Here is a 21,666-nt window from a genome sequence, read left to right as displayed (position 1 = left end):
CTAATTGTCGACCAGATATTCTTCGGGAACGAAGAATGTGTAATCTCGGTCGGCAACCGCCTCGTGGCAATCGTGGCAATACGCAACTGCGTTGGCGCGATCCCCCATCGTGTCCCCAAACAATGACCCATCCGGCATGACCATGATATAACGCCAATCAGCCGTAGCAGGGTTGGCGCCCTCGGCCAGTTTCTGCATGACGAACATCGCGCCGGGATGGCTTTTCCCCTCATCCGTAACGGTCACGCTGTCCTTGGCCAGCACAGACCCCACCGGAAGCTTTTCGCCTTCCGTCAAGGTTGCATAATTATACGCCATCCGGTTTGCATAGCTGTTCACAAATCGCCGACCATGGGTTTCAGATATATAGGGCGCATCGTTGTACAGCGGCCAGTTTTGGTAATTCAGAAGCAGATCCAACTGCGCTGCGGCATAGCCGCGTGCCATCCGGCGCTGCAACGAGTCATAAATTTCACGCGCGTCGTCCTTGGTCAGATCAGCCGGATTTTCGATAGCCAGATGAGCATCCTCATCATTTGACTGCGCAACAACATCAGTTACGGCGACGGCCGCACAAGCCAAAACTAAAACAAAATTAAAGTACGGAATTTTCAATCGAAACATCATAGAGATAACCCAACTCGTAACCTGTTATGCCGCAATCGGCACACGGAGCTGAAATACAAGGTAGCCGCCGTGAACGAATTTGCCACATGCCAGCCACCGAACTCACCCTATTGTGCGCAAGTGAGCCTGGTGCATCCACACCTAGCCAATGAAACATATCAAATTTTGCATTCGATAGACAGCGCCCCAAAAATTAATTTTGCGACGCTCTTCTATTCAGCCGCTTATCCGCGGTCGAGACCGGCCTCGGCCTCAATCTGCTTGCGCGATTTACGGGCGCGTTCGGTGGCCGATTTCAGCTGACCGCAGGCCGCCATAATGTCCTCGCCCCGCGTCTTGCGGATGGGCGAGGCATACCCGGCCTGATAGATGATATTGGCAAAAGCCCGAATACGATTGTTTGAGCTGCGCTTATACGGCGCGCCGGGCCATTCGTTGAACGGGATCAGATTGATCTTGGCCGGGATTTTGTGGCGCTTGATATGTTCGATCAGACGATGCGCATCCTCATCGCTGTCATTCACACCATCAAGCATCACGTATTCAAACGTAATCCGTTCCGAATTGGAAACCTTGGGATAGCTGGCCAAAGCCTGCAGCAACTCTTCGATATTCCAGCGTTTGTTGATCGGCACCAGCACATCGCGGACTTCATTGGTCGTCGCGTGGAACGAAATTGCCAGCAGGCAGCCGATTTCCTTCGCGGTACGCGCAATCTCGGGCACCACGCCCGATGTCGACAGGGTAATCCGGCGGCGAGACAGCGAGATACCTTCGGGGTCCATCGCGATTTTCATCGCGTCGCGGACGTTCTCAAAATTGTAAAGAGGCTCGCCCATACCCATCAGAACGATGTTCGACAGCAGGCGGGTTTCGTCCTTGGGCGCACCCGGTACCGGCCACTCGTCAAGATCATCCCGCGCCATCATCACCTGACCGACAATTTCCGCCGCCGTCAGGTTGCGCACCAGTTTCTGCGTGCCTGTATGGCAGAAGGAACAAGTCAGCGTGCAACCGACCTGAGACGAGATACACAGCGTGCCGCGATCGTCCTCGGGAATATAGACCACCTCGACCTCATGGCCGCCAGCAATACGGACCAGATACTTGCGTGTGCCATCCTCGGACACCTGTCGGGTCACAACCTCGGGGATTTCGATCACGAAATGCTCGGCCAGCAGGGTGCGATAGGCTTTAGCCAGATTGGTCATCTCGGCAAAGTCGCGCACACCCCATTGGTAAATCCACTGCCAGATCTGGCCCGTGCGCATCTTGGCCTGTTTTTCAGGCGTGCCGTGTTCGATCAGGGTCTCGCGCAGGCGATCCCGGGTCAACCCGACAAGGTTCACCTTCCCCTCCGGCAATTTGCGGGGGATGGTCATGACGTCTTGAGTGATCGGCGCTTTGGGCGACATAGGTGGGTCTCGAAGATTCTGGCTTGGAATGCGCCTCTATATAGGACTGCGCGCAAAGATCAAAAGAATTCGTCGCGCCTAATTTGCAAAACGCAGCAATTCGTCAATCCGCAGGCGCCCCAATTCAATCCGGCAAGAGGTGATACCAATGCCGGTTCCCGACCCACCACCAAAAGACGCGCCGACCGCCTCGCACTGCGCATCACGATACCCGACCCACGCGCTTTGCGCCGCCTCCATCGCAGGCGCCGCGCTTGTCCGTCCGGTCACCTCGTCCAACGCGTTGGCTGCATCCATGGCAAAGCCAAAACTATCGGTCAGCGCGGCCTCAACCCCCGCTTCCATACTGGCAACGCAAGATCCGATTTCGACTTGTGAACTTGCGTTCGTGCATTCCATTGCAGGATCCGCCACAGCCAACGTGGGGGTTAAAACAGCCAGTATCACCAAACGCATGACATACTCCTCGAAGGGTCGTTAAACTAACGCGCTCAGCTTAGCATAGCGACGCCAGAGGTTACAAAAAACCGCGGGGATCAACCCCGCGGTCCTTCGAACTCTTATGCCGCCCGGACGTTTCCAGGCCAGCCGTATTGGATCACGCACCTGCTGGTGGAATAAAGCAATCCTCGGCGTCCAGCGTTTTGACCGGATCGTTTGGCCCACATTGCTCTCCCGAAACCGGGTATGTCTCAGCGGATTTATCACAAGCGCTCAGCAATACGACGGCGGTCAGCACAAACAGGCCCAAAACTTTCTTCTGCATCGATGCTCTCCTTTTCTCTCTGCTTGAACCGATTAGTTCAGTATTTCAGAGCGCGGAGCATTGACGCAGATCAAATTTATAGATGACGTTAAGTTAAGCTATGAAGGAGGGCGGTCCTATCCTGCGAAACTGGCACCACTTTGCAAGCCTGGCCACTGCCCGAGCGCTGGCGCGCTCAGTTGGTACAGCGTTTCTCGGCGTCGTCTAAAGCGGCTGTGAAGCCCAGCAATGAGAAAGTATCTTTGGTCTGAGTGCCGCGTTCGGACCGGGCGGTCAGCACTGCTTCGGTACCGCTTTTCATGGCAGCGATTACTTTTTGGTCATCACCCTCTGACGCGGGCCAGGCCCATTCGCCTTCGGTGCTGAATTCGAAGCTGTTTCCGTCGATGGATACAGATACGGTCGATCCCGCGGCAAACGGATAGCCCCCGGTGAATGAAACGCGCCCCTTCACATCGGGATCAGGTCTGAATACGACAAACAGCAGGATGTCGCTGCGCCTCACCGAAACAACGCGCCCGCCGCGCGTGTTGACGGTTTCATCCGGCGTTGCAACGCTCCAGCATTCGGTTGGGTCCTCTTCCACAAACACACTCCAGTCGGTGTTTACGGATACTCTATTGGTGCTGTCTGCCTGCTGAGCGGTAGCAGCCGTTGTCATCCCTGCCACGCACAGGCCCGCGATTACGCGGACGAGCTTTGATCCCATCTGTCCAGCCTCCTAGCTCGACCTAATACCTCATACCCACCGGGAAGGCTCGCGAACCCTGACGGTTCGTCTGTAAGTTGCGTCTTCCGGTGATTGCCGACATACACACACTATCGCAAGTTTCGCCATAGGCGAAAGGGCGGTTGGCAGTTTTTTGCGCATGTTTAGGAGGGTCCCGATGACGCAGCCTGTAGCAATGACCGAACTATGGCGGGGGCCTTTACTGGAAAGCCTGCATCTGGGACATGCGGTTATCTGTGATGACACTGGTCAGATCGTGCGCAGCTGGGGCGACCCGGAGGCGATAATCTACCCCCGGTCTTCGGCCAAGATGATACAGGCCCTGCCGTTGATTACATCGGGGGCGGCCGCGAAATACGGGCTGAACAGCGAGCATCTGGCATTGGCCTGTGCCTCGCATAACGGCGCGCATATTCACACAGACAGGGTAACGTCCTGGCTGGACCATCTGGGCCTGGCTGAACCCGATTTGCGCTGTGGGCCGCAAGAGCCTCAGGATATGGCGGCGCGCGACGGGCTGATACTTGCCGACGACACGCCCTGTCAGATCCACAACAACTGCTCGGGCAAACATTGCGGGTTTTTGACGGTAGCACAGCATATGGGCGCCGGGCCGGAATATCTTGAAATCGACCACCCGGTTCAACAGGCCTGTTTGTCCGCGCTGGAAGAAACCACCGGCGAAACCAGCCCTGGCTATGGCATCGATGGCTGTTCCGCCCCGAACTTTGCCACCTCGCTGGTGGGGATGGCACGGTCGATGGCGTGGTTTGCCTCGGCGGCGGACCGGTCGGACCGGGCCAGCGATGCGGCACAACACCTGACCGCGGCGATGATCAAACATCCCGAGCTGGTGGCCGGAGAGACGCGCGCCTGTACCGAGCTGATGCGCGCCATGAACGGGCGCGCCGCGATCAAGACCGGGGCCGAGGCCGTATTCATCGCCATCATCCCTGAAAAACGCATGGGCGTCGCGCTGAAGATCACCGATGGCGCCACCCGTGCCAGCGAATGCGCCATTGCTGCCATTCTGGTCAGCCTCGGCGTACTGGAGGCCGATCACCCGGCCACCCGCACCTTTATGAACGCCACGCAATACAGCCGTCGCGGGCTGGAATGTGGCGTGATCCGACCCGCGCCGGGTTTCCCCGGCTAGGGCCGCTACATCTCAATCTCGTGAATCTCGGCCACCTCGACCGAGCCTGACCCGTTTACGACCATGGGGCATCCCTTGGCCATTTCATTGGCGGCGTCGATGCTGTCGGCCTTGATCACGGTAAAGCCGGATACCGGGTTGGCACCGCCATTGTCGACCACACCGCCCGAGCTGACGGTATAGGACTGGCCCACCGGGTTGCCGGGTATTTCTAGTGACGGGCCCATATTCTGAAACCACGCGCCCCAGGCGGCCATGGTTGCTTCGACTTCGGCCGGGTCCGATGGCGTGGTCCCGCCGTGATAGACAAACAGAAACTGTGGCATTTCTTTCCTCCCAGATGAAAACTTATTGCACCAGACCGGCCAGCTTGTTCAGCGTCGAGGTCCAGCCTTTCTCGTGGTTTGCGGCGATCTCGTCATCCCCCAGGTCGCGGTGATCGACCACCAGCCGAGCGCCGCCGCCTGCGGCTTCGATCCGCAGCGTTACATGGCTTTCGGCCCCGCGCTGATCCTGATCGTCATGCCAGCCCCAGGTGAAGCCAACCGAATTGGGCGGATCGACATGGGTCACATGGCCCGAGACCTTGAACCGCTGGCCCTCGCCATTCTGCATGACCGAATACCACGGACCAACGCGCGAAAAATCGAGAGTATGTTCGGGCACATGCACCCCTTCGGGGCCCCACCATTGCAACAGCCGTTCTGCGACAGTGATCCACGCAAACAGATCCTCTGGCGGTATCGGGAACGTGCGCTCCAGCTTTAGATCGGCCATGAGGTATCCCTTTCAATAGCATCGCCCAGACGATCCAGACTGCTTTCCCAGAATTGCCGTTTCGAAATGGTCCACTCCGCGATCGCGTACAGACCTTCGGGGCGGATCGAATACATCCGCTGGGTGCCCTGCACCCGTTGCCGAACCAGCCCGGCCTCACGCAAAACCTTCAGGTGGCGCGAGACCGCAGCACCCGACATGCCGCGCCCTTCGATCAGGTCGCCCGCGGGCTGCTCTCCGTCCTGCATCAACTGTTCAACGATGGAAAACCGCGTGGCGTCGGACAATGCGGAGAATGTGGTCAGAAGCGTATTCATGACCACTGTTTAACATTTTTGTTAAATAAAGGAAAGCCCCGGTTTTCAGGCTTGGGCAAATTCCTGCCGCGCATAGCCCTGCAGATACAAAAGCGCGGTCAGATCGCCATGGTTGACGCGCACTTCGCATTGTTCCGCGACCGAAGGCTTTGCATGCAGCGCAACCCCGGTTCCGGCCCGGTCCAACATACCCAGATCATTTGCCCCGTCACCCACAGCGATCACATCGTTTTCGGACAGGCCCAAACGCTTGGTAATCTGTTCCAGCGCGTCGACTTTGGCCTGTCGTCCCAGAATCGGTCGCTGCACATCGCCGGTCAGCTTGCCGTTTTCGGCCAGCAGAGTGTTGGCACGGTTTTCGTCAAACCCCAATTCACTGCCCACCTTGGCAGTAAACGCCGTGAACCCGCCCGAGACCAGTGCCGCATAGACGCCATTCGCGCGCATCGTCGCGACCAGCTCCTTGCCGCCGGGCATCAAGGTGATGCGTTCGGCCAGAACCTTGCCGATCACAGCCTCATCCAACCCTTTCAGCAACCCGACCCGTTCGGTCAGCGCGCCTTCGAAATCCAATTCGCCATTCATTGCGCGGGCGGTGATGTCCTTGACGCGGTCGCCGACCCCGGCCTCATCCGCCAATTCGTCGATGCATTCCTGCTGGATCATGGTGCTGTCCATATCCGCCAACAGCATCTTTTTGCGCCGCCCCTCGGCAGGCTGCACGATCAGGTCAACGCCAAGCTTCTGCAAATCACCCCAGACATCCCATTGGTTGCCCGGAAGGTCCTGCAGCGCGAACTCTGCCGCCTCATCCGGGCTGAGCCAGATGATCTCGGCCCCGCCCCAGGCATTCCGCAGCGACTCGACCAGCGCCAAATCCAGCGTTCGCGTTTCGGGATTGGTCAACAGGGTGGCAACATACATAGTCTATCTCCGGCGAATTCACCTGCGATTAACGCAGATAGCCCCCGATCGCCAGAAGACAGTTTGTCCGCAGCAACCTCTGGCACATCATGCGGACAGAACGGCGACCGATTGCGCCATTCAGGGCTTTACCAGCACGCCATTCCAAGACAGATTCGCCAGGACTGGACAGAAAGGAACTCGGTAAATGGGCAACCTGCTTTACGATCGCTTGTTTGGCATTCACGCGGGCAAAGAGACGCCTTTCCTGCATCTGCCCAACGGTCAGGTGCTGACCCATTCTGATTTCCTGGACATGGCATCTCGGTTGGCCAATACCCTAATCGGCTTTGAGCTCGAACCCGGACAACGCGTTGCGGTTCAGGTGGAAAAGTCGCCCGAAGCGCTTGCGCTGTTTGCTGCTTGTGTGCAGACCGGTCTGGTTTTTCTGCCACTCAACACTGCCTATACGGTCAGCGAACTGAGCTATTTCATTGAAAACAGCGGCGCTGCGCTGGTGGTCTGCGATGATGTAAATAGGGCTGGATTGGCACCCGTCGCCGCCGCCCAGAAGGCACGGCTTGAAACGCTAAACGCTGATGGATCCGGCAGCCTGATGCGGCGTGCGCTGGGTATGCTGCCTGCTTTCGAGCCGGTCAACCGCACCGAGGATGATCTGGCCGCCTTCCTGTACACGTCCGGCACGACCGGCCGATCCAAGGGCGCGATGTTGTCACAGGCCAATCTGCTGTCGAATGCCGAAACATTGGTACGGGAATGGCGGTTTACCGACGATGACGTGTTGCTGCATGCTCTGCCAATCTTTCACACTCATGGGCTGTTCGTGGCAACCAACGTGGTACTGGCTTCGGGCGGGTCGATGATCTTTCTGCCGAAATTCGATCTGGATGAGGTACTGCGGCATTTGCCTGATGCAACCGCGATGATGGGGGTTCCGACCTTCTACACCCGTCTGTTGGATGACGACCGGTTCACCGGCGATCTGGCACGTCATATGCGGCTGTTCATCTCGGGCTCGGCCCCAATGCTGGCCGAAACGCATCAGCAGTTTGAGGCCCGCACCGGGCACCGCATTCTTGAACGCTACGGTATGACCGAGACCAACATGAACACCTCGAACCCCTATGACGGTGAACGCCGCGCCGGATCCGTGGGGTTCCCCTTGCCGGGCGTTGAGCTCAAAGTGACCGACTCAGAGACGGGTGAAACCTTGCCACAGGGCGAAATCGGCATGATCGAGGTGCGTGGCCCCAACGTCTTTCAGGGCTATTGGGAAATGCCCGAGAAGACCGCAGCAGAGTTGCGCGAGGACGGGTTCTTTATCACCGGCGACCTTGGACGTGTGGACGCGGACGGCTATGTCCATATCGTCGGACGCGGCAAGGACCTGATCATCTCGGGCGGGTACAACATCTATCCCAAAGAGGTCGAACTGGTGCTGGACGACCAGCTCGGTGTTCTGGAAAGCGCAGTTATCGGCGTGCCCCATCCGGATTTCGGCGAAACCGTGTTGGGCCTGTTGGTAGCCGAACCAAACAAGTCGCCCGACCTCGAGGCCATCATGGCAAGCTCACAGACCCAACTGGCGCGATTCAAACATCCCCGCAAGCTGATAGTGCTGAACGAATTGCCGCGCAATACGATGGGCAAAGTGCAAAAAAACGCGCTACGCGAAGCTTACAAAGACCTGTTTACCGAAGACTAGGTCTCAGCGGCGCGCGCCCCTGTGCGGTCAGCAACCAGCAATCACGGCCCTCGAACACGGCAGTGGCCAACGGATGACCATAGCCCGCGCCCGCATCCAAATTGATCCGATTGCCGCAATGTTCCGCCGTATCCACAGGGGTGTGACCATGCACGATCAGCCAGGGGTGCGGGCCAGATTCAACCAAAAATTCCTGCCGTATCCAAACCAGGTCATCTTCGGATTGCTGCGACAGTGGAAGACCGGGCCTGATGCCAGCGTGGACGAACAGCAGCTCATCCTCTTGATGGTAAACTGGCAAAGCGTTGATGAAATCCAGATGTGCTGGCGGTACGGCGGCACAGGCCCGTTCATGGACCTGATAGATGCGGTCATTGTCCGTGACTTCAACCCCGTAGGAGGCCAGCGTTTCCCGACCACCCAGCCGTGGGTTCAGCCAGTTCAGCGTGACGGGCAGTTGCTTATCTGCAATTTCGCGCTCTTGCACGAAGCGAGCCATCATTCGGTCGTGGTTGCCCTTGACCATGACCCAGTTGCGCCCCGCCTTTTGGCCTTCGATCAGCAGGTCCAACACGGCGCGGCTGTCCGGGCCCCGGTCGACATAGTCACCCAGAAACACAATCTTTGCATCTGGCCCGCCATCGGCCTCGATCCGCGACAGCGCAACCTGCAGCATGCCGAGCTGGCCGTGGATGTCACCGATTGCATAAATTGGCGAGGACATGGAAAACCCTAAATCAACAGGAACACCCTGCTTGTGACGCGTCTTGGCGGCCAGGAAAAGAAAATACCCACGCCTTGGAAGACGCGGGTATGAAGTGTCTCAGATATTCAACACCGCCTCAGGCAACGTCGAACTCCAGCGGTTTGATTTGCGTGAACAGGCCGGTTTCGGCCAGCTTTGCCCGCGCTTCGGCTGGTACGGGTTCATCAACATAAAGCAAGGCAATCGCCTCCCCCCCTGCCTCGGTGCGTCCGAGGGTAAAGTTCGCGATATTGACGCTGTGCTCACCCATGGCCTGACCTAACGCACCGATGATACCCGGCACATCTTCGTTCGTGGTATAGAGCATGTGCGCGCCCACCTCGGCGTCGATATTGATGCCTTTGATCTGAATGAAGCGCGGCTTGCCATCGCTGAACACGGTTCCGCCGATCGAACGCTCGCGTTTCTCGGTCACGACGGTCACCTTGATATAGCCCTCGAAGGCGCCAGACTTGTCCTGATTGGTGGTCGAAATCTGAATACCACGTTCCTTGGCCACAACCGGGGCCGAAACCATGTTCACCTCGGGATTGAACTTCTTCATGATCCCGGCAACAGCCGAGCAGTTCAAAGCGGCAAGGTTCATTTCCGACGCAACACCATCATAGAGGATGTTGATCGCCTTGATCGGCTCATCCGTCATCTGACCGATGAAACCGCCCAGATGCCCGGCCAGTTTGATCCAGGGCCCCATGACCTTGGCCTCTTCCGCCGTCACGCTGGGCATGTTCAGCGCGTTTTCCACCGCGCCGGTCAGCAGATAGTTCGAGATCTGCTCGGCCACCTGCAGCGCCACGTTTTCCTGCGCCTCGGTCGTGGCGGCACCCAGATGCGGGGTGCAGACGACATTGGGCAGGTTGAACAGCGCGTTGTCCTTGGCCGGTTCTTCGCTGAACACGTCAAAGGCGGCACCGGCAACGTGACCGGATTGCAGAGCCTCGGCCAGCGCCTCTTCATCGACCAGACCGCCGCGGGCACAGTTGACGATGCGCACGCCAGGCTTGGTCTTGGCCAGATTTTCGCGGCTGAGAATGTTGCGAGTCTGATCGGTCAGCGGCACATGCAAGGTGATGAAATCGGCACGCGACAGCAGCTCATCCAGTTCAACCTTTTCAACACCCATCTTGGCGGCTTTCTCTTCGCCCAGATAGGGATCATAGGCGACAACCTTCATTTTCAGGCCCAGGGCGCGTTCGCAGACGATCCCGCCAATATTGCCCGCACCAATGACGCCCAAGGTTTTGTTGGTCAGCTCGATCCCCATGAACTTGGACTTTTCCCATTTGCCCGCATGGGTCGAAGTGCTGGCCTCGGGGATCTGCCGCGCCACGGCGAACATCATCGCAATCGCGTGCTCGGCTGTGGTGATCATGTTGCCAAAGGGCGTGTTCATCACGATGACGCCCTTCTTGCTGGCGGCATCCTTGTCGACATTGTCGGTGCCGATGCCGGCGCGACCTATGACTTTCAGCTTGTCCGCATGTTCCAGCAAGGTCGGCGTGACCTTGGTAGCCGAGCGGATGGCAAGGCCGTCATATTGGCCAATCACTTCGGCCAGTTTATCTTTGTCCTTGCCCAGATCGGGCATGAAATCCACGTCGATGCCGCGGTCGCGGAAAATCTGAACAGCGGTTTCACTGAGTTTGTCAGAAACGAGTACTTTGGGAGCCATGTCTGTGGTCCTTGAATGTAATGAGATGTCCGGGCCTGAGGCGGCCCGGTGAAGATTGGGAAAGATCAGGCGGCTTCAGTTTGTGCTGCGAGCTCAGCCTCGAAGGCCCAGGCTAGCCAGGGCAACATCGCTTCGATATCCGAAGTTTCGACCGTGCCGCCGCACCAGATACGCAGACCCGCAGGTGCGTCGCGATAAGCCCCGATATCCAACGCGATATTCTCGGCCTCCAACCGCTTTGCAACGGCCTTGGCAAAGGCTGCGCCGTCCCGGATGCGCGCATCGGTGAATTTCAGACAGACAGACGTATTCGACTGCGTCGCCGGGTCGTCAGCCAGGTTAGCGATCCAGCCATTCTGCTCGCAGAACGCATGCACCGCACCGGCATTCGCATCGGCCCGGCCAATCAATCCCTGCAGACCACCAACTGAGCGCGCCCAATCCAATGCGAACAGATAGTCCTCAACCGCCAGCATCGACGGGGTGTTGATCGTGGCGCCAGTAAAGATACCATCGATCAGCTTACCGCCCTTGGTCAGGCGGAAAATCTTGGGCAATGGCCATGCGGGGGTATAGCTTTCAAGCCGCTCCACAGCGCGCGGGGAAAGGATCAGCATCCCATGCGCCGCCTCTCCGCCCAGAACTTTCTGCCAGCTAAACGTGGTCACATCCAACTTGTCCCACGGCAGGTCCATCGCGAAGGCCGCCGAAGTCGCATCGCAGATCGTCAAACCCTGACGGTCTTCCGCGATCCAGTCACCGTTTGGCACCCGCACGCCCGAAGTCGTGCCGTTCCATGTAAAGACCACGTCATGGAGGAAGTTGACCGAGGCCAGATCGATGATCTGCCCATAATCGGCTGTTTTCACTTCGGCGTCGATTTTTAGCTGCTTGACCACATCCGTGATCCATCCCGCGCCAAAACTTTCCCAGGCCAGCATCTCGACCTTGCGTTCACCCAACAGCGACCACAGCGCCATCTCAACCGCGCCAGTGTCAGACGCGGGAACGATGCCGATCTTGTAATCTGCTGGAATGCCCAGCACTTCACGCGTACCGTCGATGGCCGCTTTCAGCTTATCCTTGCCAACAGCAGCGCGATGCGAACGGCCAAGCGCTGCGTCAGCCAGTTTGGTCAGGTCAAATGTGGGGGGTTTGGCGCAGGGCCCCGAGGAAAAGCGCGGATTTGCCGGCCGCGTTTCAGGTTTGCGCACGGCGTCATTCGATGCCGGTTGTTCGATAGTCATGTGTATTACCCTTCCAGATACACGCCCCTCGTTGGGGAGGGGTGTCCCACGGACAGAGCTAGGGTGCAGATGCAGCATCAACAAGCGAAAAAGACCCATTAGAAATCAAAAACGACAGGTTTTTATGCGCAAGTTGGGGGAGCGCGTTTCCGATAGGCGCAATTTCGTCACCGGCTCAGCGCATCGTCCTTGTTGCCTATCAGGTCAACCGAACGGCTTCACCCGTTGCCAGCGCCTGTTGTGCCGCCAACCCCATACGAACGGCCCACAGACCATCCTGCAGCGTCACATCCGGCGCGGCCCTTTCGCCGCGGACAAGCGCAAGGAACCCCTGATGCTGGTAATAGGTCGATCCATTGTGGTCCCCGGCGGCCAGCAGGCGCGGATCGACGGGGATGTCTTGTGACACCGGCCCCTTCGGATTACGCGGGCTGACAATCACCTGCGGCACCGGCGGCTCACCCAGATGATCGGGCCAAAAGCGCCCCGGCCCCGGCACCAGCGCCTCGATCTTGGCCAGTTGTCCTGTGGCCGAGATTTCCTCTTGGTACCGCGATCCTTCGGCGAACATGCACAGTTCCAGCATCGCCCGCGTGCCGTTGGCGAAATCAACCAGAACATAACCGTGATCCAGAATATCCGGCGTTTCCCCATCATAGCTTTCGTCCAGATGGTTTACCGCCTGCCCACCGCTGGCGGTGATCCGCACCGGATCGGACCCAAGGATCAGCCGCATCAGGTCGAAGAAATGGCAGCATTTCTCGACAAATGTGCCGCCGGTATTGCGGTTGAACCGGTTCCAGTTGCCGACCTTTTCCAGAAAGGGAAATCGATGTTCTCGGATCGTCAGCATCTGCACCCCGCCGGTGGATTGGAGCCCTTTGATCAAAGCGGCAATCGGAGGCATATAGCGATATTCCATCGCCACCCAGATTGGATGGGGATAGTCACGCTGCACCGTTTCCAGCCGCGCCGCATCCTGCGGATCGGTAAAAAGCGGCTTTTCCACCAACAGGGGCAGTGGGCGCATCGCCGCGATGTCGCAGATCTGATCCACATGCAGGTGGTTCGGGCTGGCGATGACCAGGCAATCCAGATCCTCGACCGCCAGAAGGTCAGCCACCGACCCCACCATCACAGCCTCGGGCGCGATCTCTTGCGCGGCGTGGGCCATCTGCGGGTCGGGCTCATAGATTGCCGCCACGCGCGTGCCATCCAGCAGAGCGATATTATGCAGGTGCTCCTGCCCCATCATGCCGCATCCGATCAGCCCGTAATTGATGGTCCGGGTCATGCGCGTTTCCTTTTACTTCAAGCGTTGAACATAGGTGGCCCGATCCGGATCGAACCAAGTTTTAGAGAATTCGACGGGTTCGACCTGTTCTGACCAGCTGAACCGCTCGATATACCCGACCGTCTGCCCGAAGGGCTTGGTAAAGCCCGTCGGTGTCCAATCGGGCAGCGCGGCGATTGAAACCCTGTCTACGGCCCGCGTGATCCAGAACCCCAACTGCTGCTGATAATAGCGATACAGCGAGTCAGACAGCAGGTTGCCGTCGATCAAACCCACTGATTCGTCGAGCCATATCTCTTCGACCGCGATGATTGTGTCATTCAAATAGCGCATCCGGCGCACGCGCGACCCCGTGGCCGCGGCTCCGAACCCGGGCAGATTGGCAGGCTTTTCCAGATGATCGACCGACAGGATATCCGCGCTTGGCAAACCGCCCCCTTCGGGCAGCTCAAGCCGGAACATCGCATAGACGCTGTTCTGCGTTCCGGTCTCACGGATGTAATTGCCCGAGCCCTGAATGCGTTCCAACATCCCTTTTTTCTCAAGCTCGGACAGCGATTTTCGCAGGGTCCCGACCGAGACATTCAGGTCCGCCGCCATGTCCCGTTCGGGCGGCAGGCGCTCACCGTCAATCAGACGGCCGGCCGCAATATCGCGGATCAGCAGTTCTGCAATCTGAACATATATCGGAAGGGCATTGGGGTTTCGGCTTGTGGGGGGCACGTCGGGGCGCTTCGATTGGTCACAGGAAAAATTGATACACTATTGATCTACATCAATGTGATTGCTACGCAAGAGAAAAAGCAAATCCATTGCGGAGACCGACTCAGATGACGATCGTCCCAATCACCTCCCCCGATCTGAATGCGGCCGAGGTCTCGTGGTTTTCGGCTCTGTGTTCGGATGACTATCAGTTTCTGGGGATGCCCGATGGCGATCTGCGGTCCAGCTGGGACCATTGTTCCGCCATCGTGAAAGAGGCCGAGGCACAGGGGTTTCGCAACATCCTGTGCCCGTCATCCTATCAGGTCGGTCAGGACACGCTCAGCTTTGTTTCTGGATGCGCACCGATCACCGACAAGATCAACCTGCTGGCCGCGGTGCGTTGCGGTGAAATGCAGCCCATCATGCTGGCCCGCACCATCGCGACGCTGGATCACATGTTGCAGGGGCGCTTGACGGTCAACATCATATCGTCCGATTTTCCTGGTGAAAAGGCAGACAGCGCGTTCCGTTATCAACGCTCTCGCGAAGTCGTCGAAATCCTGAAACAGGCTTGGACGCGGGATGAGATCAACCATGCGGGCGAGGTCTATAATTTCTCGGGCCTGACCACCGATCCAGCCAAACCCTATCAGACCGGCGGACCACTGTTGTATTTCGGCGGCTATTCCCCATCTGCGCTCGAACTGTGCGGAGAGCATTGCGATGTCTATCTGATGTGGCCAGAAACCAAGGATCAACTGGCCGGGCGGATGAAGGCGGTTCATGCGGTAGCCGAGAATTACAACCGGACACTGGATTACGGCTTGCGCGTTCACATGATCGTTCGCGATACCGAGGCCGAAGCGCAGGAATACGCTGATTACATCGTATCCAAGCTGGACGACGAATACGGTCGCGCCATCCGCGAACGGGCGCTGGATTCCACCTCGCTGGGTGTTGCGCATCAGGCCAAAAACCGCGATCTGGCGGATGAATACGGCTATGTCGAGCCAGGTCTTTGGACCGGCGTTGGCCGGGCGCGGTCTGGCTGCGGCGCAGCGCTTGTGGGCTCCACCGATCAGGTCATGACCAAGATTGAAGACTATCAAAAGATGGGCATCCGCGCCTTCATCTTCTCGGGCTATCCACATCTGGACGAGGCCCGCCATTTCGGTGCCCGCGTGATGCCCAACCTGAAAACCTGCTCGCTTCCCGAGGAATACGGACGCGTGCCCAAAACCATCCCAGCCACCCCGCTGGGCAACGGAGTTCGCCGCTAATGCAACGTGTAAAGTTTTCAGACACGCTGGAAATGAGCCGCCTAGTATACGGCATGTGGCGCTTGGGTGATGACAGTGACACTTCGGCGGATCATGTCGAAGCCAAGATACAAGCCTGCCTGGATCAGGGCATCACCACATTCGATCAGGCCGACATCTATGGCGGTTACGCAGCCGAGGCGGTTTTGGGCAACGCCCTGCGCGCCAACCCGGCGCTGCGCGCGCGGATGGAGATCGTCACCAAATGCGACATCGTTGCGCCGATGGGCCGATACGCGGATGCGAAGGTAAAATATTATGACACGTCGCGTGCGCATATCCTGAAATCCGTCGACACCTCGCTGTCCGAAATGGCAATAGACCATGTCGACCTGCTCCTGATCCACCGCCCTGATCCCTTCATGGACCACCATGAGACCGGCGCAGCGCTGGACGAGGTCGTGGCCAGCGGCAAAGTGGGCGCGGTTGGCGTATCGAATTTCCGCCCGTGGGACTGGACCCTGCTGCAATCAGCGATGAAGACCCAACTGGTCACCAACCAGATCGAGATCTCGCTGGGCGAAATCCGCCCCTTCACCAATGGCGACTTGGCGTTTCATCAACAGCATGGGCAGCCGGTGATGGCGTGGTCGCCGCTGGGCGGCGGACTGCTGATGGCCGGGAACCCTCCGGTCGGCGTGGTCGCGGATGAGATCGCAGCCGAATTCGGAGTGGACCGGGCCGCAGTGGCCGTGGCCTTCCTTCTGGCACATCCTGCTGGCATCCTGCCGGTGCTGGGCACCAACAATCTGGGCCGGATCAAACAGATTTCGGACGCCTTGAAAGTCAATCTGGATCGCGAGAGTTGGTACCGCCTTTATGAGGCGGCACTGGGCCATGAGGTACCATGATGAATGCAATGTCACAGGACATGAACCATACTTTCATCCCACACAAGGATGACACCCGAACCCTGCGCGATGCGTTTGGCCGCTTTGCCACCGGAGTTACCATCGTCACCTGCAACAGCACGGACGGCCCGGTCTGCATCACCGCCAACAGTTTTTCGTCCCTATCGCTGGACCCGCCCCTGATCATGTGGGCCGGCGACCGCAACTCGCGCCGCTTCCCCTATTTCCACAAGGCGCGCCATTTCAGCGTTCATGTATTGTCCTCTGAACAGGCCGAGCTGTGTTTCGGCTGCTCGAAAAACGCCTTTGCGCTGCGAGACATCGCCCATGGGCATTGCTCAAATGGTACCCCTCTGCTGCCGGATTGTCTGGCACGGTTTGAATGTGAACAACACGCTTATCACGACGCAGGCGATCATGTGATCGTGGTGGGCAAAGTCCTGAAGGCCAGCATAAGCGATGGAGACGCGCTGACCTTCTATGCCGGAAAACTCGGCCAATTCGCGCAGTCCTAAGCGCGCTCTGACGACTGCGGGACAAACCCGCGGCTGACATAGGGAGGAAACGCATGGGCGGACTGGCAACGATGCTGGCGCCGATTGCATTCGTGAACGAAACCGTGCTGCGATTGGGCCGCGCGGTTGGCGTCGTTGCGATTGCATTCATGGTGACTGCAATCCTGATTCAGGTATTCTTCCGATATGTGCTGGGCAACGCACTGCCCTGGCCGGATGAGGCCGCCCGGTTCTGCATGCTCTGGATGACGGGTCTGATGGCCCCGACCGCATTTCGCCGCGGCGGGTTCGTGGCCATCGACATGGTGCCCCTGATGCTTCCGCGCGTATTGGGACAGGTACTGATGCTCGCGCTGCTGTTCGTGTCACTGGCGGTGCTGCTGGTGGCGGTTAAGATCGGCTGGTCCGAAGTGACCGGGTTCGGGGGCAAATTCGCAACCGCCGCTTTGTATATTCCCACCTCATTTGGCTTTGACGAATGGTACCGCGTCCCGCGCAGCTGGATGATGGCCTCGCTGCTGGTAGGGGTGGCCCTTCTGATCGTAGTAAATGTCGAGCTGATCCTGCGCGCGATTGTCTCGCTATTGGGTGGCGCAGACCTGCTGCCTGAAATTGCCGACGCACCGGTGGGGGCTGAATAGATGTTGATTTGGTTCCTGCCCACTTTCCTTGTCTTTCTGATGATCGGCCTGCCGGTCTTTTTCGCCCTTTTGGCCGCCCCGGGTATCCTGCTGTGGCTAAATGGCCAATCCAATGACATCACCCTGCTGTACCGCAATGTTTATAACGGCATGGACAGCTTTCCCCTGATGGCAATCCCTTTCTTCATGCTGGCCGGAGAGCTAATGAACCGCGGCGGGATAACCATCCGTCTGGTGGAATTCAGCCAAGCCTTGATGGGCCATTTTCGCGGCGGGTTGGCGCATGTGAACGTGCTCAGCTCGATCCTGTTTGCGGGACTCTCGGGCTCTGCCGTGGCGGATACATCAGCGCTGGGTTCAATGCTGATCCCGGCGATGGAGAAGCAGGGCTATACCCGCAAATTTGCCGCGGCAATCACGGCGGCCAGTTCGGTGATCGGTCCGATCATTCCCCCTTCGGGCATCATGATCATCTACGCGTATGTGATGGGCGAAAGCGTTGCGGCGCTGTTTCTGGCTGGGATCGTGCCGGGCGTCATGGTTGGCGTTGGCCTGATGCTGATGATCAAATTCATGGCCGACAAGTATGATTTTCCCGTTGCCAGCCGCAAATACACATGGGGTGAACGCGGTCAGGCCAGCCTCAAGGCGTTCTTTCCACTGCTGACTCCGGTGATCATTCTGGGTGGTATTCTGGGCGGTATCTTTACACCTACCGAAGCCGCAGCGGTGGCCGTCGGCTATGCCTTTCTGATCGGCTTTTTCATCCTGCGCACCCTGACGCTCAAAGAAGTGCCCGAGATCCTCAGCAATGCCGGCCTGACCTCCGCCGTCGTTCTGCTGCTGGTGGGGGCGGCCATGGCGTTCAAAACCGTGGTCAGCCTCAGCCATGCGCCAGAACAGCTGGCCTCGCTGATCCTCAGCCTGTCGGAAAACCCGCTGATCCTGCTGTTTCTGATCAACCTGCTCTTGTTCGTTGTCGGCATGTTTTTGGATGCCGGGCCTGCGATCATCATTCTTGGGCCGATCCTGGGACCGATCTTTACCAGCCTCGGCGTCGACCCGATCCACTTTGCCATCATCATGAGCGTCAACTTGACCGTTGGTCTGGCCACACCCCCCATGGGGCTAGTGCTGTTCGTGGCCGCCGCCGTGTCGCGCGAAAAGGTTGAAACCATTGCCAAGGCGATCCTGCCGTTTCTGGCCGTTGAAATCATCGTGATCTTTCTGATCACCTACATCCCCGCATTATCCATGACGATCCCGAGGATAACGGGATTTGCCAACTAACTGAGTTCCACAGGGAGGAAACGCATGCTCAGAACCTTTATCAAAACCGCAGCGGTGGCCACGTCGCTGGTCGCCGCATCAGCCATCGCGGCCACGGCAGCGGATTATACGCTGCGCGCCACGGCCAACTCGAACGAAAATGACGAGGATTATGACGGTCTAATCGTTTTCAAGAACTATGTCGAAGCCGCTTCGAACGGCGCGATCGAGGTCGAGCTGTTCATCGGTACGCAGCTGTGTTCGAACGGCGCGGAATGCCTGCAGGGTGTGGCCGATGGAACCATCGACATCTATATCTCGACCTCGGGCGGGGCGTCAGGCATCTTTCCCTATGTCCAGGTCCTCGACCTACCCTACCTTATGGCGGATGACCGGATTGCCGAGCATGTTCTATCCGGCGATTTCACCCGCACCATGCGCGACATGGCGCTTGAGGATTCCGGCGGCGCGATCCGTCTGATGACCATCGGCAACACTGGTGGCTGGCGCAACTTTGCCAACACCCAGCGTCGCGTGGCTGAACCAGCTGATATGGAAGGGTTGAAAATCCGCACCGTGGTCGCTGACCTGCCACAAGAGCTGGTTAAAGCCTTGGGTGCATCGCCCACCCCGATCCCGTGGCCGGAACTGTTCACCAGCTTTCAAACCGGTGTGGTTGAAGGGTCCAAGAACGGCATCACCGACATCATGGGCATGAAATTCCCCGATGCAGGCCTGCAATATGTCACCCTGGACGGCCATGCCTATATGGGCGCTCTGTGGTGGATGAATAACGCCAAGTTCCAGGAGATGCCCGAAGACATGCGCCGTGTCGTGGTCGATGGGTTCTATGCGCTGCAGCAGGCCACCTTTGCCTCACCCAAGCGCAAGTCGATCCAGGCCTATGAGGATTTCGTCGCCGGTGGCGGTGATCTGTACGTGCCGACCCCCGAGCAGAAAGCCGCGTTCAAAGAGGCGGCAACCCCGGTCTACGAGTGGTTCCAAACCAACGTCGGTCGTGGTGATGAGGTCTTCACCGCGCTCACCGAAGCCGTTGCAGCGGCCGAGGCAGACGTCAACGCATCGCGTGACGCGGACCTGAACTAAGCCATTTAGGGTCGGGCGTTTGGCCCGACCCTCACCGAAACGGGTACATCCACCCTTTATAGTCGTTGACCAGAACATGGGCTCTTTCAATCTGCTCCTGCGACATTTTCTTGACCACTTCCTCAAGGCTGATTGCCGCGTCGGGATCGCCGCCAATGGCGCTGAGCGTGTACCACATGTAAGCCCGCACAAGATCGGGCGCAGGCATGCCCAGACCCAGTTCGTAATACCAGCCGATCCCCGATTGTGCGCCCGGATGCCCCTTCATCGATGCGCGCAGATACCATTCAAAGGCCCGTTCATAATCCTGCTCGACTCCAAGACCCAACCCGTACATCACGCCGATCAATTCCTCGGCCTCGGCATTGCCGGATCGGGCGGCGGGCAGCAGTTCCTCGCGCGCGGCCTCGAACGCGCCGGCCTCCATCATGTCACGCGCCTGTTCCAGCTCGGCCAGCGCAGGGGTCGCAAGCATACACAGGGCAAATATAATCTGGCGCATGGGATTGCTTTCCTTTTCGCCGGCGCAGCCGCAGCGCAAGAGCTGCCACGCCCGCTGACCGATGATGATTTCCTGTCCTTTGATATGGAACAGGCAGCCATCGGTCATCAACTGTTTTACGATCCAATCCTGTCGGGCAATCAAAACATCGCCTGCGCCCATTGCCACCATCCCGATTTCGGAACATCCGACGGCCTGTCGCTGGGTATTGGCGAAGGCGGTCAGGGGTTAGGCCCCGATCGCACGCCGGGCACTGGGTCCGACAAAATCCGCAAGCGTATTCCCCGAAATTCGCCCGGCCTTTGGAACCTCGGGGCAAAGGACATCCATACTGTTTTCCATGACGGACGACTGAGTATCTCGGATGTCTATGGCAACGGCTTCAACTCTCCGGCGCAGGAATGGTTGCCCGCGGGATTGAATTCTCTGCTGGCCGCGCAGGCGCTGTTCCCGCTGACCTCGCAGTTTGAGATGGCAGGAAATGTGGCTGAAAACGAGGTGACCGGCGCGGTACATGACCGGATAGACAAGGGCTGGCCGATCCTTGCCAAGCGTGTGCGCACCGACCCCGCCTACGGTCCGGCCATGATCGCAGCCTTCCCTGAAGTCGAGACATCCGAAGACATAACCATCACCCAGATCGCCAATGCTCTGGCCGCCTTCATGGCTATCGAATGGCGCAGTATCGACAGCCCTTTTGATCATTATCTGGCAGGGAACACCGATGCGCTGTCACCGGTTCAGAAGGCTGGGATGACCCTTTTCTATGGCAAGGCGCAATGCTCCACCTGCCACGCCGGGCCCCTAATGTCGGATCAGAAGTTCCACGCGCTGGCCTTGCCGCCCTTTGGCCCGGGCCGCACCCGGCAATGGGATCCCAATGTCCGCGATGTTGGCCGCATGGGCGAAAGTGATCGGCTTGAGGATGCCTACCGCTTTCGAACGCCGATGCTGCGCAATGTCGCTCTAACCGCACCATACGGCCATAACGGGGCCTTTCCCGATCTCGACAGCGTGATCCGCCATCACCTCAACCCTGAACGCAGCCTGTCGCGTTGGACCCGTGACATGGCCGCCCTGCCCGAAATTCCGTGGCTGGAACAGATTGATTTCGCGGTATGGGGCGATCAGTTCGAAATGGCGCGCCTACGCAGCCGGATCGACATCCCAGAGATTGACCTGACAGATGCAGAAATCACCAGTCTTGTGGAATTCCTGCATGGTCTGACCGGGACCAGCATCAAGACGCCGCCATTTGGGATTCCTGGCAATTTCATCCCATAAGATCAGCCCCTGGCCATTGCGGGGGCTGATCTGGTTGTCGTCTGTTTACTCTGCGGCTTCTTCGTAAGCGTCCATTG

General features: G+C 58.4%; 24 protein-coding genes. 9 read left to right on the top strand and 15 right to left on the bottom strand.

Features of this window, described 5'->3' with window-relative positions; all coding sequences use genetic code 11:
- The 5 genes from AC2FJV_RS07945 to AC2FJV_RS07925 form a co-directional block, all read right to left on the bottom strand.
- Positions 1 to 582, bottom strand: coding sequence for a cytochrome P460 family protein (locus AC2FJV_RS07945; RefSeq protein ID WP_496713323.1), 582 nt, complete (start codon positions 580 to 582; stop codon positions 1 to 3).
- A gap of 269 nt (positions 583 to 851) precedes the next feature.
- The gene (gene rlmN, locus AC2FJV_RS07940; RefSeq protein WP_496713321.1) at positions 852 to 2,042 is read right to left on the bottom strand and encodes a dual-specificity RNA methyltransferase RlmN; all 1,191 of its coding nucleotides are present in this window, start codon (positions 2,040 to 2,042) and stop codon (positions 852 to 854) included.
- A 78-nt stretch (positions 2,043 to 2,120) separates the two neighbouring features.
- Entirely contained in the window at positions 2,121 to 2,498 is a 378-nt protein-coding gene (locus AC2FJV_RS07935; protein WP_496713319.1) for a lysozyme inhibitor LprI family protein, read from the bottom strand.
- Between the two features lie 142 nt (positions 2,499 to 2,640).
- On the bottom strand, positions 2,641 to 2,808 hold the full coding sequence (locus tag AC2FJV_RS07930) for a hypothetical protein (RefSeq protein ID WP_185956689.1): 168 nt from the start codon (positions 2,806 to 2,808) through the stop codon (positions 2,641 to 2,643).
- Positions 2,809 to 2,983: 175 nt separating this feature from the next.
- Positions 2,984 to 3,517, bottom strand: a complete 534-nt coding sequence (locus AC2FJV_RS07925) for an invasion associated locus B family protein (protein WP_142637215.1) — start codon at positions 3,515 to 3,517, stop codon at positions 2,984 to 2,986.
- Positions 3,518 to 3,695: 178 nt separating this feature from the next.
- Between AC2FJV_RS07925 and AC2FJV_RS07920 the strand changes: the two genes are divergently transcribed.
- The gene (locus tag AC2FJV_RS07920; protein WP_142637217.1) at positions 3,696 to 4,694 is read left to right on the top strand and encodes an asparaginase; all 999 of its coding nucleotides are present in this window, start codon (positions 3,696 to 3,698) and stop codon (positions 4,692 to 4,694) included.
- Positions 4,695 to 4,699: 5 nt separating this feature from the next.
- On the opposite strand, the gene AC2FJV_RS07915 is transcribed toward AC2FJV_RS07920, so the two are convergent.
- The 4 genes from AC2FJV_RS07915 to serB are packed head-to-tail and all read right to left on the bottom strand — an operon-like array spanning position 4,700 to position 6,712.
- A complete protein-coding gene (locus AC2FJV_RS07915) occupies positions 4,700 to 5,020 on the bottom strand; it encodes a YciI family protein (RefSeq protein ID WP_142637219.1) in 321 nt (106 codons plus the stop codon).
- A gap of 22 nt (positions 5,021 to 5,042) precedes the next feature.
- Entirely contained in the window at positions 5,043 to 5,471 is a 429-nt protein-coding gene (locus AC2FJV_RS07910; protein ID WP_496692562.1) for an SRPBCC family protein, read from the bottom strand.
- Positions 5,459 to 5,788: an ArsR/SmtB family transcription factor gene (locus AC2FJV_RS07905; protein WP_142637223.1), complete on the bottom strand. Its 330-nt coding sequence runs from the start codon at positions 5,786 to 5,788 to the stop codon at positions 5,459 to 5,461. The genes AC2FJV_RS07910 and AC2FJV_RS07905 overlap by 13 nt, the downstream gene beginning before the upstream one ends.
- Positions 5,789 to 5,833: 45 nt before the next feature.
- The gene (serB, locus tag AC2FJV_RS07900; RefSeq protein WP_496713317.1) at positions 5,834 to 6,712 is read right to left on the bottom strand and encodes a phosphoserine phosphatase SerB; all 879 of its coding nucleotides are present in this window, start codon (positions 6,710 to 6,712) and stop codon (positions 5,834 to 5,836) included.
- Positions 6,713 to 6,899: 187 nt separating this feature from the next.
- Here serB and AC2FJV_RS07895 point away from each other — a divergent pair, with 187 nt between their 5' ends.
- Positions 6,900 to 8,417, top strand: coding sequence for a malonate--CoA ligase (locus tag AC2FJV_RS07895; protein WP_496713315.1), 1,518 nt, complete (start codon positions 6,900 to 6,902; stop codon positions 8,415 to 8,417).
- Here AC2FJV_RS07895 and AC2FJV_RS07890 read toward each other — a convergent pair.
- The 5 genes from AC2FJV_RS07890 to AC2FJV_RS07870 form a co-directional block, all read right to left on the bottom strand.
- Positions 8,404 to 9,141, bottom strand: coding sequence for a metallophosphoesterase family protein (locus tag AC2FJV_RS07890; protein ID WP_496713313.1), 738 nt, complete (start codon positions 9,139 to 9,141; stop codon positions 8,404 to 8,406). The two genes, AC2FJV_RS07895 and AC2FJV_RS07890, sit on opposite strands and share 14 nt — an antisense overlap.
- Before the next feature lie 118 nt (positions 9,142 to 9,259).
- On the bottom strand, positions 9,260 to 10,855 hold the full coding sequence (gene serA, locus AC2FJV_RS07885; protein WP_142637232.1) for a phosphoglycerate dehydrogenase: 1,596 nt from the start codon (positions 10,853 to 10,855) through the stop codon (positions 9,260 to 9,262).
- Positions 10,856 to 10,920: 65 nt separating this feature from the next.
- The gene (locus AC2FJV_RS07880) at positions 10,921 to 12,102 is read right to left on the bottom strand and encodes a phosphoserine transaminase (protein WP_496713311.1); all 1,182 of its coding nucleotides are present in this window, start codon (positions 12,100 to 12,102) and stop codon (positions 10,921 to 10,923) included.
- A 199-nt stretch (positions 12,103 to 12,301) separates the two neighbouring features.
- On the bottom strand, positions 12,302 to 13,396 hold the full coding sequence (locus AC2FJV_RS07875) for a Gfo/Idh/MocA family protein (protein ID WP_281973027.1): 1,095 nt from the start codon (positions 13,394 to 13,396) through the stop codon (positions 12,302 to 12,304).
- A 12-nt stretch (positions 13,397 to 13,408) separates the two neighbouring features.
- Positions 13,409 to 14,119, bottom strand: a complete 711-nt coding sequence (locus AC2FJV_RS07870; protein WP_142637238.1) for a GntR family transcriptional regulator — start codon at positions 14,117 to 14,119, stop codon at positions 13,409 to 13,411.
- 107 nt (positions 14,120 to 14,226) lie between these two features.
- On the opposite strand from AC2FJV_RS07870, the gene AC2FJV_RS07865 reads away from it, so the two are divergent.
- From AC2FJV_RS07865 to AC2FJV_RS07840, 6 genes are read left to right on the top strand one after another with little or no spacing between them, the layout of a single operon-like run.
- Positions 14,227 to 15,381: an LLM class flavin-dependent oxidoreductase gene (locus AC2FJV_RS07865; RefSeq protein ID WP_496713310.1), complete on the top strand. Its 1,155-nt coding sequence runs from the start codon at positions 14,227 to 14,229 to the stop codon at positions 15,379 to 15,381.
- Positions 15,381 to 16,271 carry an aldo/keto reductase gene (locus AC2FJV_RS07860; RefSeq protein ID WP_496713308.1) on the top strand — a complete coding sequence of 297 codons (891 nt, stop codon included), beginning with the start codon at positions 15,381 to 15,383 and terminating at the stop codon, positions 16,269 to 16,271. Before AC2FJV_RS07865 ends, AC2FJV_RS07860 begins: the two co-directional genes overlap by 1 nt.
- The gene (locus AC2FJV_RS07855) at positions 16,271 to 16,786 is read left to right on the top strand and encodes a flavin reductase family protein (protein WP_185956692.1); all 516 of its coding nucleotides are present in this window, start codon (positions 16,271 to 16,273) and stop codon (positions 16,784 to 16,786) included. Before AC2FJV_RS07860 ends, AC2FJV_RS07855 begins: the two co-directional genes overlap by 1 nt.
- A gap of 53 nt (positions 16,787 to 16,839) precedes the next feature.
- A complete protein-coding gene (locus AC2FJV_RS07850; protein ID WP_142637246.1) occupies positions 16,840 to 17,427 on the top strand; it encodes a TRAP transporter small permease in 588 nt (195 codons plus the stop codon).
- Positions 17,428 to 18,717, top strand: a complete 1,290-nt coding sequence (locus AC2FJV_RS07845; protein ID WP_142637247.1) for a TRAP transporter large permease — start codon at positions 17,428 to 17,430, stop codon at positions 18,715 to 18,717.
- A 24-nt stretch (positions 18,718 to 18,741) separates the two neighbouring features.
- Positions 18,742 to 19,803 carry a TRAP transporter substrate-binding protein gene (locus tag AC2FJV_RS07840; protein WP_142637250.1) on the top strand — a complete coding sequence of 354 codons (1,062 nt, stop codon included), beginning with the start codon at positions 18,742 to 18,744 and terminating at the stop codon, positions 19,801 to 19,803.
- A gap of 31 nt (positions 19,804 to 19,834) precedes the next feature.
- Here AC2FJV_RS07840 and AC2FJV_RS07835 read toward each other — a convergent pair whose 3' ends face one another.
- Positions 19,835 to 20,305 (bottom strand): tetratricopeptide repeat protein, encoded by a 471-nt coding sequence (locus AC2FJV_RS07835; RefSeq protein WP_142637252.1) that lies wholly within the window; start codon positions 20,303 to 20,305, stop codon positions 19,835 to 19,837.
- A gap of 84 nt (positions 20,306 to 20,389) precedes the next feature.
- Here AC2FJV_RS07835 and AC2FJV_RS07830 point away from each other — a divergent pair, with 84 nt between their 5' ends.
- Positions 20,390 to 21,589: a cytochrome-c peroxidase gene (locus AC2FJV_RS07830; RefSeq protein WP_281995461.1), complete on the top strand. Its 1,200-nt coding sequence runs from the start codon at positions 20,390 to 20,392 to the stop codon at positions 21,587 to 21,589.
- Positions 21,590 to 21,666 lie beyond the last annotated feature (77 nt).

The sequence above is a fragment of the Ruegeria sp. CDSA241 genome (assembly GCF_059611265.1).
The sequence above is the reverse complement of the archived record's forward strand: the minus strand, read 5'-3'. Positions and strand labels throughout refer to the sequence as shown.